Genomic DNA, 16,217 nt, shown 5'->3' with positions numbered 1-16,217 from the left:
GGGTTGCGCTGCTCGCCGCAGTGGTTCCCACGGTTGAAGGCCTAGCGGCCATCAACCGCTTTCGCGCATGGGTGACGCTTCCATGTCAGGGTGTGGTGGACTTGTACACCAGCAGTTTGTCCCAGAAATCACAGTGATGTTCGGCGCTGAATTGATCGGCCGTAAATGTCGACAACCCAGCCGGCTTGATGTCTTCAGCCAGGAAGAGACCATTGGGCGCTTTATAACGCGGCCAGGGTTTATTCCCTTGCCCATTCGGATTGCCTGTCCATGCGAAATTCGTCCAAGCGGTCACGAGCTGATCCGAGAGCTCCTCCTGCTTGCTGTTGAGCGGGTGTGGCGTCCCTTGTCCGCCGTGATAGAGCGGCCAATAATATTGGATGTCGCTCGTGTGATACGCCAAGGATGCGAACCCGGGCATGGGAGGGTAGTAGAAGGGCGCAGTTTGATCTCGGAATTCATAGGTATAGAGAGGCACTTGGCTAGCCAGGATTTGATCCATGTGGCGAGAGATGCAAGAATAATTAGCATCCGTTTCTAACGCGCCCCATTGCAATTGCGGACTCGGATAGGCGCTGAGTGGATACTGGGCCAAAACCGCCGCGACAGTCCCCGGCGGATATGCCGGCGGCGACCCGCCAGGCCCAGCGTTGCCGCTGTACACACTGTTCACATACGCCACAAATTGAGCTTCCGTGAGCGGCGCGCGCGGCGACTCGAAATACTCCGTCAGGACGATGAAGAAATTGCCCTCGTTTTCCGCATTCCCGTTGATGATGGGAACATGATTGAAGTTGCCGCTCAGATACTGGTCAATCGCCGGGAGCGGCAGGATTTGGCCGTCCGTGATCAAACCCGCCAGATAAGCGCCGTTGGAGCTTGTCGTTGTTCCCGCAAAGGACTCGACCCGCGCCGCGCTCAGACTACGCAGACATTTGGCGGTAGCCGCATCCGATAAAGAGCCACATCCCGCGGCGACAGCAAAAGCTGTCCCCTTCGCTTCAGCAATGCTTAAGGGCGTTTCAATGGGTATAGCGCCGCTTTCGAAGATCGCGCGGTTGAACAAACCCTTGGCGAGCGGCGACAATACCTCGGAACCTGTGTTTCTCGCCCCAGCAGATTGGCCAAAGACCGTGACATTATTCGGATCGCCGCCAAACTTTTCGATGTTTCGCTTCACCCACTTAAGAGCAAACTGGTTGTCCAGGATGCCATAATTGGCGAACAAATGACCCTCGTGATCCAGGGCGGGATGCGCCAGGAAGCCAAAGAGGTTCTGGCGATAGTTGAAGGTAACGACGACCGTATGGCCGTCACGGGCGAGCTTGCTCCCATCATAATCATTGCTCTCGCCATCGACGGCTGCGCCGCCATAACTCCAGAACATGACGGGCAGCTTTTCTTTGCCCGCGGGATCAACGTCGGGTGTGAATACATTGATATAGAGACAGTCTTCGTTGTTGTTCGCGGGGCCCGCAAAGAGGCCGAGTTCATAGATCTGCGCGCAGCTTGGGCCATAGGCGGTCGCATGCAGCACGTTGGTCCAGCGCTCATGCTTCTGCGGCGGCCTCCAGCGCAGGTTGCCGATCGGTGGAGCCGCGTAGGGAATGCCGAGAAATTCGGCGACGCCATTGTTGAGGAAGCCCTTGACAGGGCCTTCCTTCGTTTCGACGCGAAGTTTGCCTGCAGCGTCCGCCTGAAGCGGCGTCAAGGCGGCGCTGGTCGCGAAAAGCAGGCTCAGTGCGAAACCCGCTCCTGAGGCGCGTAACGTATCTGCGCGTGAGCGCAGGCGCCGCCACAGCTTTGAAAGCTTAGACATTTTCCTACCCCGATTGCTCTTTTTTGGTCCGCCACACCGATGTGACGGCATCGAGAGTAGTCGCGCCGCTTGGCTCAATCTTCCATGAAATTCAGGCGTCTATCAGAATATGGCTATGCCGTTGCGGAGCCCATAATGCGACGGGGGCCAACGCGACAGTCCCGCCAGAAGCTCCGCCATGCCCTCGATGGCGCGGTTGACGCCACGGGCCATTCAGTAAACGGATAGTCCCGAGCCGCCCCGGAGCCATCCTCGCGCCAAATATCGAAAATAATTTTCTCAGTTTATGCTGACGCGTGGCGCATTTTTGGCGCGACGCAAGCCTTTGCGGCCGAAAGTGTTGATTTCCACTGAGAACTGGCTCTGACGCATTTTTGCTGAAGGCGATCAGCTACCCCGCGCCGATCAGTCGCGCCTGAAGCAGATCGATTTTGGCGCGCCCGTACATCTGGCGTTTGATGAGTTTCAGACGAGTGATCTGCCCCTCCGTCTGTCCATTGGACCAGGGCGAGATGATCGCATTTCGGACGGCGGCCAGATCTTTCTCGACACCATTGGCGAAAGATCCGACAAGGGTTCCCTTCCCAGCTTCGAGCCACGCGTCCAGCTTGGCGGCCGCCTTTGATCGGATCATGGATTGGAACTCCATGATGGCCTCGCGAGCAACAACCAGATCCTGGACATTTCCTTCAATGGCCGCCACCAGAATGGCTTCAGACTTTGTCAGGTCGTCACGTGCCGACGTCATTAGACGGGCGATGATCCGAGCTGACGGCGTTCGCGCCAGCGCGTTTTGACCTGCCTTTTCCGCAAGGCGTCTGCGTTGCGCCCATTGTGACACCACGCCGCTTCGCCCGGAAAAGCCCGCCACACGCATTTCGCGCCAAAGCGCCAGCGCATTGCGCTCCCCTTTCTCCCAGCGCTCATTCAGCCAGGGCGACCAGCTATCCAGCGAACTGGGCTTTGTCCGGAAGACATCCGTCCGCTGGCCGCGCAGGACGTCGCGAACAAGCTTGCGGCTGTGTCCCGTCTCCCTCACGATTTGCCTGATTGGGGCGCCTTGCTTCGACATTTTCAGAATGGCCTCATTTGTCTCCTGCCGACGCAGATATCCCTGGTACTGGAGGCGCTCAGCACAGGTGAGAAGCTTGGGATCTATGACGCTGCTGCCGATGGCCTTTCTGATCTGCCGCATGGATTTGCCAACCGCATCGAGAAAGGCCCGGCTCGAGTTCTCCAGGAGATGCCAACGATCCGCGACTTGTTCAGCGTGCGGCAGGGCTTTGGCGATGGCCTCGCCGTAACCGCCGCCCCGGTCCCGGGCGACCGTAAGTATTGAAGGCCGCTCAGCCAGCCACGCCCGAGAGGTGTCCAGCGCCCGATCTGGCAACAAGATCACGGGGCGACGGCGCTCAAGATCGCAGACGATCGTTCCATAGGTCTGTCCTCGACGAAACGCGAAGTCGTCAATGCCGATGACCGTAAGCTCGGCGCCATCGGTCTGGGTGCTGCGGCGACGCACGACACGCAGAAGCGTGTCGTTGCTGACGGGCATCATCAAGCGAAGGGCGAAAGCCGCCGCAGGTCTGCCACCCAAGGCCAGACCGAGATGATGGACGATAGTCTCAAGCCTTCCGGTGCGCCGGCCGTATGGGGAAAGGACGCCAGTCTCAAATCGTTCGCAAAAGATGCGCCGACCGCACAAAACCGCGTCGCACCAGAACCGTCGCGCAATAACCATCAGTTCGACTTGGCGGCCGCCAAGGGGAAGGTCGGCGGGGCGGCGCAAATACCGACTCTGAATCCGGCCGCTTCTTCGACCGCAATCTGGACAATGACCAAACGGCCGAAGGGACCGCAACCGGATCTGGACCCGGGCGCCTTCCACCGTGACACCATCAACTGCAAAGCCATCTGGCGCCAGGCTGGCGCGTTGAAATTGCTGACCCATTCACAGCTCCTCCGACGAATCAGCAAGAGCGTCCCGGCGAACCGCAGCAAATATGAGTCAGAGCCAATTCTCGGCGGAAATCGACAGGTCAAGCTTCCGATGCGGAGAATGAGGCGCTGGCGGCTCTATGCGCCTATCGATGCGCCACGCTCAAAGAGGTGCAAATCAAGGCCGACTATCTGTGCGCCGATCACATCGATGTCAACCACTTTGAGGAAGGTCATATCAAGGCGCTGCTTCAGGCTTCGCGCAAGATGGAGGCTTAAATCATGAGCAAAAGCAAGCCTCGGGGCGGAATTGCCCGAGCGTCGAGCCAGATCGACACCGACTTGATCGGCCTCGTCGATCGGCAGATTGCTGAGCTTGACCGCCTCTTTCCATGCAGCGCATGCACCATTTGCCAATATCAGACGTGCCTCAAGTCGCGTCATCTTAGCTGGCGATCATGGCATCAAAAGCAGTATGGGGTGACGCCATGAGCGCCATTCTACGCCTTCGGCTGATGCTGCGCGTGGCGGCGGGGCTGGTCTGGATTGGCGAATTCGCTGAGAAGATCCACATAGCTTGCCACCGCAGATCCGGGCTGATCCTCGCCGAATGCAGCATCCGCACTGACGCGTTGGAGGCGCGTCGACGGCGGGGGTGGAGATTAGGACGACCGAACTAGGGACGCGTCGGGTGGTCGCTTTATCTATCGGATCAAAACGATGCCGAGCGCCGCCGTTGGGTATGAACGGCAGCGCCCGTGCTCAGCTTTGGATTACGCGTCGAACGGGAGGCCGGCCGGAACGAAGGGCGTAGCCGCGGGTTCGCGAACGGACACCGAAATGACGGATGATGACCGGGCGACCATTGCAACGGTCGATCTCTTGGCGAACCCCTTGTCGGCGAACGATTTCGACCCGGATGGATAGTGCCCGCAATGCTCGCAGTATCTTCCACTGGCGCACTCGCATGGTGCGTTACAGGAGCACGTTGGATGCCCTTCGCAGTTGCCGCACATCATTTCTTCCCCACCGTTCGAGCATTCTTGTGACGCCCGTTATCGTTTTTCGGCGATCCGTGCTGGAACTGCCGCGAATAATGATGAGCGTCGGGGCTACACGTTGCAAGAGGGCACTGACTGAGAGCAGCCTCGACGCCTGGTTCTAAGCTGATGGCTTAGCCGTGACGGCGTAGATACCAAGAATCACGAGAGAACAGAGGAGGAGCTCGAAAATCAATGCCGCCAAGGGATGTCGGCCGTTACCCGAAACGTTACCCGACAGGCAGTGCAGATTTTAATCGTAGTCGAAAATGCAGTCCAACATACTGATTTCATTGGTGCCGCAAGAGGGATTCGAACCCCCGACCCCCTCATTACGAATGTGATTTTTATGGTTTCACGACGTTTCCTGCCATTTCACAGCGTTTCAAAATACCTTTTATTTCAAAACGATAAGCTTGACAGGCATTCCTAGAGCAGCCTTACATTTCATTTGCGGTGGCGACACGGTGGCGACAAAACATGGCTCAGATCAAAATCGGCAAGCGAAGCGTCGACGGGTTACGACCGGCCGACAAGCCGGCGATCTTCTTCGATGAAGATCTGCCGGGTTTTGGCGTCCGCGTCATGCCATCCGGCCTGAAAACATTCGTCGTCGAGTACCGACCACATGGGGGCGGACGCGCCGTTCATAAACGTCGGCTCACCCTCGGCCGTTATGGCCCGACCACGCCAGATCAAGCCCGGGCGGCGGCCCATAAATTACTCGCTCAAGTGCGCCTTGGCGCGGACCCGGCGGCGGAGAAGGCGGCGGCCCGGGAGGCCCTGACCGTGTCCGCCTTGATCGACGCCTTCCTTGCCGAGCATGTCGCCCTGAAGTGCAAGAAGGGCACTGCTACAGGCCATAAGGAAGCGCTCCAGCGGCTTCGCAAGGCGCATGGGGGCCTAAGGGCGGAAAGCCTTTCACGCGGTCAGGTCGCAGCATTGCACGCGAAGATGCGAGCCACCCCGTTCGCAGCCAACCGCTGCCTTGCCGTCATCTCGAAACTGTTCAATTGGGCGAACGCCCGTGGCCTGGTTCCCGAAGGCTCCAATCCAGCCACCCGGATCGAGCGCTTCCCGGAACATCGCCGCGAACGGTTTCTGAGTTCGTTAGAACTTGGAAGGCTGGGCGATGCGCTTCGCGAAGGGGAGACCATCGGGATCGCTTTCGACATCGATATGACAAAGCCAAGCGCAAAGCATGCGCCGAAACCCGAGAACCGCCGCCGCGTGATCGACCCGTTCGCGATCGCTGCGATCCGCCTCTTGATTCTCACCGGCGCTCGGCTCCGTGAAATCCTCGACCTGGAATGGCGGCATGTCGATTTCGAACGTGGCATGCTTCACTTGGCCGATTCAAAAACGGGAAAGAAATCGATTTACTTGCCACCGGCCGCGCTCCCGATACTAGAAAGTCTTCCGCGCGTCGAAGGCAATTCCTTCGTAATTTGCGGCAGTAAAGCCGGCGCTTCGCGAAGCGATCTGAAAAAGCCCTGGGTCGCGATCACGGCGGCGGCGGGACTGCAGGGCCTGCGCATCCATGACTTGCGGCATTCATTTGCGTCGGTCGGTGCTGGGGCTTCGCTTGGGCTTCCCATCATCGGCAAGCTCCTGGGCCATACGCAGGCCGCAACGACGCATCGCTACGCGCATCTCGATTGTGACCCGCTACGCCGCGCTGTCGACACGATTGGCGCGACGATTGCTGCAGCGATGAATGGGCCTTCCCCCAAAGACGGCGTGGTCTCTATAGGGCTTCCAGCGGGCGACGAAGCTTTATGACCGCTCGCGCGACGCGATCACCCTTAATGAGGTGTAGCGTCGCCTCTGGTAAAATTGTTGTGGCGCACAGGCGTGAGACTCATAACCTGAAGGCCGCAGGTTCAAATCCCGACCGCACCCAAAGATAAGCGATTGATTTTAAGAGCTTATCCTATCCGCCACCAAACAAGTCGTCCCAGTTTGTCCTCGTCATCTCGCTCTCTCGAATATACGCGCTGATCCGCGGGCCGCAGCGCAATGCTCGCTTTCCATCAGACAAGCTCTACCTTTGCGCCCTCCAATTGATCGCGCCAACAAATTTGGCTTCGTGCCCGACCCAAGCGCCTTACAGCAACCGCGGGCGCGCCGACGCGGCGATAGACCTCAATAACCTTGCCGCGTTGCTCCGCGCTACGAATCGCCTCATGGAAGTCGAGCCGACGATGCGCAAGCGGGTCAAAATACTGTTTTCGTTCAATGCGCGGCGGCTATCAACACTCCCATTTACTAACGTCAGTGGACGAGTACACCGGCCGGCTTCTTGAATGGGGTCGCAGTAAGGTCGCGGGCCCGCCCATCATCGAAACGCTCGTTCATATACATGGGTTGAAGCTAAGCTAGGGCGACCAACGCCATTAACTGCCCTCGACATCGTTCATGCGAATGCTTGAAGCAATTTCAGCTCAAAACCTGCCGACCGTGAAACCGCTTGCCACTTCAAAGTCGTCCACTCCCGATTCCATTCCGGCCATGACTAAACATTTGACTGACGCGTACGTTGCGGTTCAACATCGGCCTGTCCGGAAAGCGCAGCGGGATGACGCGTCAAGGCGGCTACGATGTTTTCCTGAGCTATGCCCGCAGCGACGGAGCCGCCGCGGCGGAGCTGAACGGCTGGCTGAGCGCCCAGGGCCTCCGTACCTTCTTTGACCGCAGTGAGCTTCGCCCGGGTCTTCGCTGGATCCCGGCGCTCGAAGACGCGATTGGACAATCCGATGCTGTCGCCATCCTCGTCGGTCCCCACGGGATTGGCAACGCCCAGCAATATGAGCGTGAGCTCGCTTTGGTGCGGCAGATGCGCGATGACGGGTTTCCGGTGATTCCGGTGCTCATGCCGGGCTGCCAGAACCCGCCAACCGGCTTTTTGCAGCTTCTGACCTGGGTTGACCTCAGCCGGGGCGCCACGGTGCTGCCGCAGCAGGACAGCCTGGCGTTCCTTCGCGAGGCCATTCATGGAGAGGCGGTCCCGCCGTCGTCCATTCGCGCGCTGATCTGCCCCTACAGGGGCCTGGAGCCCTTCCGGGAAGAAGACGCCGCCTTCTTCTGCGGCCGGGATGGCGCAATCAGCGACCTGGTCGCGCAGGTGAAGGCGCACGCCTTTGTGGCCGTCATCGGCCCTTCGGGCAGCGGCAAGTCATCGCTTGTGTTCGCCGGTCTGCTTCCGGCGTTGCGCCAGCAGCGTCAGACCACGATGTGGGACGTCGTATCGCTCCGTCCGGGCGCGTCGCCGCTTCGAGCTTTGGCGGCCGCCTTCGGCGCCGCGCCGCAAGATGCCGGACCCGCCGCTATCGACACCTATCTCGAAGACGAAGCCGCCGCTTATCGTGCGGGCGACGCAGGCAAGCTCGCCCGCATCGTCAACGACCGTCTCGACGCTGCGCCCGAGAAGTTCGATCGGCTGCTGATCTATGTCGATCAATGGGAAGAGCTTTACGCCATGGCCCCGGCAGCCGAGGACAAGGAGCGACTTCACCAGCATTCCGGCGACGTCGAAAAGTTTATCGCGCTGCTGGTCGCAACCTCATCCGGGCTAAATCCTCGCGCGAACGTCGTGTTGACGGTGCGCGCGGACTTCTACGCTCCTCTCATCAGAAACGCGTTGGTGAGCGCGCTCCTGCCGCGGCAGCAAGTCAATATGCCTCCGATGGGCCGGAGCGACCTGCGATCGGCGATCGAAACGCCGGCCAGGATGGCGGGGCTTTCCTTCGATCCGCCGGCGCTTGTCGATCAGATTCTGAACGACGTCGGCGCACAGGAAGGGCGGCTGCCTTTGCTTCAGTTTGCGCTAAAGGAAACATGGGAGAAACGGCAGGGTGATCGGCTCAGCGCTGAGGCCTATACGGAAGTGGGCGGCGTCACGGGCGCTATCGAAAAGACGGCGGAGCGCGCCTACGCGGCCTTGACGCCGGCGCAGCAGGACGCGGCGCGGTGCCTGTTCCTGCGTCTTGTCACCCCTGGCGAAGGGCAGGAAGACACCCGCGCGCGCAGCCTGATCCCCGACGATCCGCAGCAGCGAGATGTTATAAATATCTTTTCCAATCCCCGGACCCGGCTGCTGGTGACTGGCTACACGGCGCTGCAGGGAGCCTCGCAAGCGGGAAACGACGTGCGCGCGACGGTCGAGGTGGCGCATGAGGCGCTGATCCGCCGCTGGCCGACGCTGCGCGCGTGGGTCGACGCGAATCGTGAAAAGCTTCGGGCGCGGGCGGTGATCCTCGCAGCCAAGGCGGACTGGGAAGAAAAAGACAGGATCGACAAGTACTTACTCGATCCTGGCGTTCAACTCGAGCGTGGCCGGGATCTGCTCGACGACCCCGGCGATGTCGCAGTGGACGACCTCCGCGATTATGTCGAGTTGTCGCTGGAAAAGGAAAAGGGCCGTTTCGATGCGGAGCGGGAAGCCGATCTGGCGGATCAGAGGCGGCTTGCCGATGCGGAACGTCGGGCCAGGGAAGCCGCTGAGGAAGCGGCGCGACAGGCAGAGGCTAGGGCGGCGGCCGAGGAAGAGGCCAGGAAAACTGCTGAAGGCGCGGCACGGCAAGCTGAAGCCTCAGGGCGCCGGCTGCTCAAATATTTGGTGATTGCTATTGTTGCTGCGGGTTTTGCTATTCTTTCTGCAGCTTCGGCACTTTGTTTCTTGAATCAGGCCTCGACGCAGGCGAAGGAAACGCAGCATCAACTCGACCATGCAAACGAGGCTCTCGCTGAGGCTATTTTGAACGATTTCGGGTTGGAATCCGACAAACCCCTCACCGCGCACCAGCGCAATGCCCTTTGGAAGCTGGCGGCGGCGGACACGGCGATCCAACAAGACTTCATTTCCACCTTGGTGGGGAACCCTGAGGAGATGGTTCGCGTGGCGCCCGGATTCGGGCAAGTCTCCAGATCGCTAGGTTTGCAAAGGCCGCTGCCAAGTGAGGCCGAGAAACTCCTTAGTGCTGCGTTAGCTGCACTCCGAAGTGCACCTGGCATAAACAGACCTCAGTCGATTGGGGTTGTGATCGAGGCGCTGGCGCCGAAGCTGACCGAGGCGCAGGCGCAGCAGGCGCTCGCCCCGGTGCTGCAGCAGATTGGCCAAACGACCGATTCCTCCGCGCTTCGCGCGCTGAGGGGGGCGCTCCAGGCGCTGGCGGCGAAGCTGACCGAGGCGCAGGCGCAGCAGGCGCTCGCCCCGGTGCTGCAGCAGATCGGCCAGACGACCGATTCCGACCAGCTTCAGGCGCTGGCGCAGACGCTTGAGGCGCTGGCGGCGAAGCTGACCGAGGCGCAGGCGCAGCAGGCGCTCGCCCCGGTGCTGCAGCAGATCGGCCAGACGACCGATTCCGACCAGCTTCAGGCGCTGGCGCAGACGCTTGAGGCGCTGGCGGCGAAGCTGACCGAGGCGCAGGCGCAACAGGCGCTCGCCTCGGTGCTGCAGCAGATCGGCCAGACGACCGCTCCCTTCGCGCTTGAGGCGCTGGCGCGGGCGCTCCAGGCGCTGCCGGCGGAGCTGACCGAGGCGCAGGCGCAACAGGCGCTCGCCTCGCTGCTGCAGCGGATCGGCCAGACGACCGCTCCCTTCGCGCTTGAGGCGCTGGCGCGGGCGCTCCAGGCGCTGCCGGCGGAGCTGACCGAGGCGCAGGCGCAGCAGGCGCTCGCCCCGGTGCTGCAGCGGATCGGCCAGACGACCGATCGCTACAGGCTTCAGGCGTTGGCGCAGGTGGTTGAGGCGCTGCCTGTGAAGCTGACCGAGGCGCAGGCGCAGCAGGCGCTCGCCCCGGTGCTGCAGCAGATTGGCCAAACGACCGCTCCCTCCGCGCTTGAGGCGCTGGCGCGGGCGCTCCACGCGCTAGCGCCAAAGCTGACCGAAGCGCAGGCGCAGCAGGCGCTCGCCCCGGTGCTGTGGCAGATTGGCCAAACGACCGCTCCCTCCGCGCTTCGCGCGCTGAGGGGGGCGCTCCAGGCGCTGGCGGCGAAGCTGACCGAGGCGCAGGCGCAGCAGGCGCTCGCCCCGGTGCTGCAGCGGATCGGCCAGACGACCGATCGCTACAGGCTTCAGGCGTTGGCGCAGGTGGTTGAGGCGCTGGCGGCGAAGCTGACCGAGGCGCAGGCGCAAGAGGTGCTCGCCTCGGTGCTGCAGCAGATCGGCCAGACGACCGCTCCCTTCGCGCTTGAGGCGCTGGCGCAGACGCTTGAGGCGCTGCCGGCGGAGCTGACCGAGGCGCAGGCGCAGCAGGCGCTCGCCCCGGTGCTGCAGCAGATCGGCCAGACGACCGATTCCGACCAGCTTCAGGCGCTGGCGCAGACGCTTGAGGCGTTGGCGGCGAAGCTGACCGACGCGCAGGCGCAGCAGGCGCTCGCCCCGGTGCTGCAGCAGATTGGCCAAACGACCGATTCCTCCGCGCTTCGCGCGCTGAGGGGGGCGCTCCAGGCGTTGGCGGCGAAGCTGACCGAGGCGCAGGCGCAGCAGGCGCTCTCGCAGGCGCAGCAGGCGCTCGCCCCGATGGTGTGGCAGATCATCGGCGAGACGACCGATCTCCTCTTCCCGCTCCTAGCGTCGGCGCAGGCGATTGAGGCGCTAGCGCCGGTGTTGACCGAGGCGCAGGCGCAGCAGGCGCTCGCCTCGGTGCTGGGGCAGATTGGCCAAACGACCGATAGCTCCGAGTTCCAGGCGCTGGCGCAGGCGCTGCAGGCGCTGGCGCCGAAGCTGACCGACGCGCAGGGGCAGCAGGCTCTGCACGTGGCCCTGGCGTCAACGGCATGGGCTGCGACGGAGGATGAGTCGGCGGAGTGGGCGCGTGCGATGGTTGCTTTATCGCCTCATGCGCCCAACCGAGATGGAACGACGGAGCTGCTGACCGCGATCGTCTATCCCTCCGCGGCTGGACCCGCGACCGAGGTCTTGCTCGATGCGATTCGCGCACGGCATTCCGATGCGCCGCCAAAAGAGGCGGGAACCGCCGCGGGCTTAGCATGGCTCGCAAAAAAATATCCAGAAGTTCTCCGTCCCCCGATCTGTCCGCCGCCACCGCAGCCGACCGCGATATCGGGCCTGAAATGTCCCGTCGTGGAAAGGTAAACTATGGCGACTTCTGCCGGAAACGCGTCAAAGCTCACGAAAGACTCAACCCCGCGTTGATACCGGGAGACGACAATGCCTACTTGTTTTGTGGCGATGGGATTCGGAGTGAAGACAGCCTTCTACGGCGGCAAAAAGAAATCGCGAACTCTCGATCTCGACAAAACATATGAGCATATCATCAAGCCCGGCGCGCTCGCCGCTGGGCTCGATTGTAGGCGCGCGGATGAGATCCAGCATTCGACAATGATTGATAAGCCGATGTACGAGCAACTCCTCGCGGCGGACGTCGTCGTCGCGGACATTTCGACCTCCAACGCCAACGCAATCTACGAATTGGGCGTGCGGCACGCGCTGCGGCCCTGGACAACGATTGTCATGGCGGAGACTGATTTTGCATTCCCTTTTGACGTCGCGCGGCTCAATATTTTGCGTTACGAGCATCTTGGCAAGGACATCGGCGCCGGAGAGGCGCAGCGCGTTACGGCGGTGTTGACGAACCGGCTCAAGGCGGTCCTTGCGCGCTTCGAAGTGGACAGCCCGGTCTTCCTTTTCCTGCCCCAACTCCCGCACGAGCACGCGTACGCATGCATCTCCTACAATGCGGAACGGAAGGAAACAACAGACTTGAATATCGGCTTCGCTGCCGAAGTGACGCGATGGGCGGATGGATCTCCGTGGTTTCGACCGGCCGTCCCAAGCCTCGCCGATCTTCGCAATGCATTTGAAAAAGCCAAAGCGGAGGCGACGACGCCGCAGAAATGGCGCGTGGTCGCCGAACGGCTGCAGGATTGGCGAAACATCGAAGCCGACGATCCTTTCGTGGTCCAGCAGCTGGCGTTTGCAACGTACAAGTCCGAGCATCCCGACAAGATCGCGGCGCTCGAGGAAGCGAAGCGCATTCTGACGATACTGCAACCGCAGTTTTCGAGCGATGCAGAAACTGTCGGACTGTGGGGCGCAATCCATAAACACCTTTGGGAGACGCTCCACTCGCCTGTTAATTTGGACGAAGCAATCCGCTCCTATGCACGCGGCTTTTATCTCAGGGGCGACCATTACAATGGCGTCAATCTCGCCTTCCTCTTGGATGCCCGCGCGAATCAATCGACTGGTGATGAAGCCATCGCGGATCAGGTGTTCGCGGCGCGCGTGCGCCGTGAGGTGCTGGCAATCCTCGATCAAGAGTTCGCCGAAGCTAAAAGCGACAGCACGAGCCACACGCCCGAGGAAATCTACTGGCTCCGAGCGAGCCGCGCCGAAGCGCTTTTTGGCCTGGGTCGACGCGAAGAGGCGAACCTGGAATTTCAACGGGCGGGAGAGGCAAATCCGCAGCCGAAGGACTGGATGGTCGCAACGACCGAGGATCAAATTCAAAAGCTCGAACGATTGCTAGCGCAACGGCGCTAGCACTCGATTAATGATCCGCCTGAAAACACCTTCGCTTCCCGGGCTGCCTTAACATCGAACGTTGTCGCGATGAGGTTGAATGGCGACTCCGTCTGCAGCGACGCATTACCAAAAGACGTACTGGAATTGAGTACATTCGCATTTTCCGAAAAAGCATCTTGCATTGAAATCGATTATCTATTAGTATAATCCATTAAGCACCATGATTTTTGCATTGCAAAATACTCCGAGTCCGCAGACACCATGCTGGACCCACGGGAATACTGCGTCTGGCAACTGCCGTAGCTCGTACAATGCCCCCCCTTTTTCAAGACAAGTAATTGTTGAAATGCTTTAGCGGTCATGCCCATTTGGAGGCGACGTGGCTCGATTACTTACCAAGTATTTGGCCAATGAATACACAGAGCTTTTTTCGCGCCTACAGATACTTGAGGATCGGCTCGTCGATATCGCAGTGATCTATCGGCGCATCACACGCCCTGCAGTACGACAAGCTTATGCTGCTGTCGAGCAACAGACAAACATCCCGTGGTTCTTCGTCGCAATTTTGCATAACCTTGAGTGCGCGGGACGATTCGATGGGCATCTCCATAATGGAGACCCATTATCGGCACGAACCATTCATACTCCGCAAGGCCGACCCGCGAGCGGCGATCCACCATTCACCTGGCAGGCAAGCGCGATAGATGCCCTCTCTGGCAGGGGGCTCACTCGTTGGTCCGACTGGTCGGTCCCCGGTATTGCATTCCAGCTCGAGAGCTACAACGGGTGGGGCTATCGCAATAATTATCCTTTCGTCCGAAGCCCGTATCTCTGGAGTTTTAGCAATATGTACGATCGGGGCAAATATGTCGCCGATGGGAGTTTCGTGGCGGAAGCTGTGAGCGGTCAATGCGGCGGCCTCACGTTTCTAAGCTATTTGCTGCAACAAGATGCGGACATCCGCGCGCGTGTCGCTTTCCAAGCGGAGGAACCGAGTGACCGAGGCGGCTCCCAGGAAAGGCCATTCCCCGTTGGCGGTGAATGCTCTTGGAGTCCTACCCCGCCGATTTTTCCCGGGGTCTATCTGCGAGCAGGCGTCCGACGAAACGCCGAAGTCACGCGTGTGCAGACGCGGCTAGCTGAGGTCCGATGCGATCCCGGGGTAGCTGACGGAAATTTCGCAGACTCAACGCGATTGGCTGTGATGCTGTTTCAAGCCCGCTCAGCTGACCTCTCCGACGAACCCTTGGAGATTGACGGAATCGTCGGCCCGAAGACCTGGGGGGCTTTGTTCGGCCCTAAGTCCCTTGCCCCCCGCTCCTCCGGCAGCGTTTCGCAGACTAAAGCGCCTGGCGCTCTTGGACAAGCAGCCGTCGAGATCGCCGCTGGCGAGGTCGGGACAATGGAGGATCCTCCAGGATCCAATCGCGGAATGCGGGTCGAGGAATACCAGTCGAGCATTGGCTCTTTCTGCATCGGCCAGCCTTGGTGCATGTGTTTTATCTATTGGTCCTTCAAAGAGGCGGCCAAATCTCTCGGGGCGGATAGTCCTGTTCCGCATACTGGAAGCGTTCAGGATGCTTGGGCCGAAAGCAGCAGACTCGGATCACCGGTTGAAGTGCTGGCGGCTGACGCGGCAGCGGAGGATCCGTCCCGGGTTCACCCGGGCATGGTTTTCTTCATAAGGACGAGCGACAGAACCGGACACGCCGGTCTGGTCCTGGCAAATTTCAACGGGATGCTCGAGACCATCGAAGGGAATACCAACCACGGCGGCTATCGCGACGGGATCGGCGTTTTTCGTCGCCACAAACGCCGATTGGATCAGATCAATCTTGGATTCGTGAGTTACGGATGAGGCTGCAACATGACAAACCCGGAATCAGTGCCTCCATCGTCTAAAAAGACTGCCCCAGCTGGCGATCTTGGCGCGCTTATCGCCACCGCCCAGAGAGCTGCGGACTGGTCGGCGACGGCGGACAAACTGAAGAACGGCGTCGTCCGCGCGCGGCAGATTGTCTTCGCGCTGTCTATCCTCGGAGCAACCGCAGCGACGATTGCGGGGCAAATGCCCTCGACAGGATCCTTGCGGACGATCTTCGCAACTTTTGGCGCTGTCGCATTGGCGATCGCGGCGTTCGTATCCGGTCGATCGCTGCGTGCTGCCCAAATTGCGCCGTGGGTGCGCGTCCGCGCCGCCGCAGAGGCCCTAAAGCGGGAAGCATTTCGATTCGCAGCTTCTGCGGCGCCTTATTCCGACGTTGCAACAGCCTCCGATCTCTTGAATGGAGAGCGCACGAAGATTGACGCAGATTTGGGCGACATCGTTCAAATCACGGCGACGCGCAAAGGTTCATCTCCGCGCGAGCCTCTCACTCCAGACGAATATCGAAAACTGCGAGTTCGATCGCAAATCGACGAATTCTTCCTACCCAAGGCTAACGACGCCTATCGTCAAGCGCAGCGCCTTCGCCGTTTCGAATTCGGCCTTGCATTGCTCGCCGTCATCATTACCGCCGTATCGAGCGTCACCGGGAAAACAACGTTTCCCTTCACAACAATAACGTTCGATCTCGCTGCTTTCACCGCTTTGCTGACAACGATTGCAGCCACCGTGTTAGCTCATATCGAAGGGTCGCGTTTAGAGTACTTGGCGAGCAGTTATGCAGCGACCGCTCGGAGGCTCGAAGATGAGGACTCTCGTTTTAGCCGAGCGGTCGCGAACGACTGGTCTGGCTTTGTCAACCATTGCGAGGACATCATAGCCTCAGAGAATCAAAGTTGGATGGCCAAGTGGACTCGCGCGACGGATTCACGACCCGCCGCATCCGCCAACCAATGAACGCAAGCGGTCGAGTAAACAAACTACTCCATCAGCCTCGATGCCCCGATTTGCTGCGGGCGGCCCATTTATAATGGATAACAAGCG

General features: G+C 60.4%; 8 protein-coding genes and 1 pseudogene. 6 read left to right on the top strand and 3 right to left on the bottom strand.

The window, feature by feature from the left end:
* Window positions 1-85: 85 nt before the first annotated feature.
* From SIN04_RS17550 to SIN04_RS17540, 3 genes are all read right to left on the bottom strand, one after another.
* Window positions 86-1,819 (bottom strand): carboxylesterase/lipase family protein, encoded by a 1,734-nt coding sequence (locus tag SIN04_RS17550; protein WP_134491296.1) that lies wholly within the window; start codon window positions 1,817-1,819, stop codon window positions 86-88.
* A 391-nt stretch (window positions 1,820-2,210) separates the two neighbouring features.
* A complete protein-coding gene (locus SIN04_RS17545) occupies window positions 2,211-3,770 on the bottom strand; it encodes an ISL3 family transposase (protein WP_322847415.1) in 1,560 nt (519 codons plus the stop codon).
* A 125-nt stretch (window positions 3,771-3,895) separates the two neighbouring features.
* Window positions 3,896-4,201 carry a hypothetical protein gene (locus tag SIN04_RS17540; RefSeq protein ID WP_134491294.1) on the bottom strand — a complete coding sequence of 102 codons (306 nt, stop codon included), beginning with the start codon at window positions 4,199-4,201 and terminating at the stop codon, window positions 3,896-3,898.
* Between the two features lie 1,181 nt (window positions 4,202-5,382).
* Between SIN04_RS17540 and SIN04_RS17535 the strand changes: the two are divergent.
* The 6 genes and pseudogenes from SIN04_RS17535 to SIN04_RS17510 form a co-directional block, all read left to right on the top strand.
* Window positions 5,383-5,508: pseudogene (locus SIN04_RS17535) on the top strand (integrase); the annotation flags it as partial.
* A gap of 231 nt (window positions 5,509-5,739) precedes the next feature.
* Window positions 5,740-6,579, top strand: a complete 840-nt coding sequence (locus SIN04_RS17530; RefSeq protein ID WP_341264480.1) for a site-specific integrase — start codon at window positions 5,740-5,742, stop codon at window positions 6,577-6,579.
* A gap of 796 nt (window positions 6,580-7,375) precedes the next feature.
* Entirely contained in the window at window positions 7,376-11,896 is a 4,521-nt protein-coding gene (locus tag SIN04_RS17525) for a TIR domain-containing protein (RefSeq protein WP_341264105.1), read from the top strand.
* Between the two features lie 492 nt (window positions 11,897-12,388).
* On the top strand, window positions 12,389-13,306 hold the full coding sequence (locus SIN04_RS17520; protein WP_210234732.1) for a TRAFs-binding domain-containing protein: 918 nt from the start codon (window positions 12,389-12,391) through the stop codon (window positions 13,304-13,306).
* Between the two features lie 361 nt (window positions 13,307-13,667).
* Window positions 13,668-15,146, top strand: a complete 1,479-nt coding sequence (locus SIN04_RS17515) for a peptidoglycan-binding protein (protein ID WP_134491282.1) — start codon at window positions 13,668-13,670, stop codon at window positions 15,144-15,146.
* Window positions 15,147-15,155: 9 nt separating this feature from the next.
* Window positions 15,156-16,130: a DUF4231 domain-containing protein gene (locus SIN04_RS17510; protein ID WP_341264104.1), complete on the top strand. Its 975-nt coding sequence runs from the start codon at window positions 15,156-15,158 to the stop codon at window positions 16,128-16,130.
* Window positions 16,131-16,217 lie beyond the last annotated feature (87 nt).

Origin of the sequence: Methylocella tundrae, from assembly GCF_038024855.1 — a bacterium.
Classification (GTDB): Bacteria; Pseudomonadota; Alphaproteobacteria; order Rhizobiales; family Beijerinckiaceae; genus Methylocapsa; species Methylocapsa tundrae.
The sequence above is the reverse complement of the archived record's forward strand: the minus strand, read 5'-3'. Positions and strand labels throughout refer to the sequence as shown.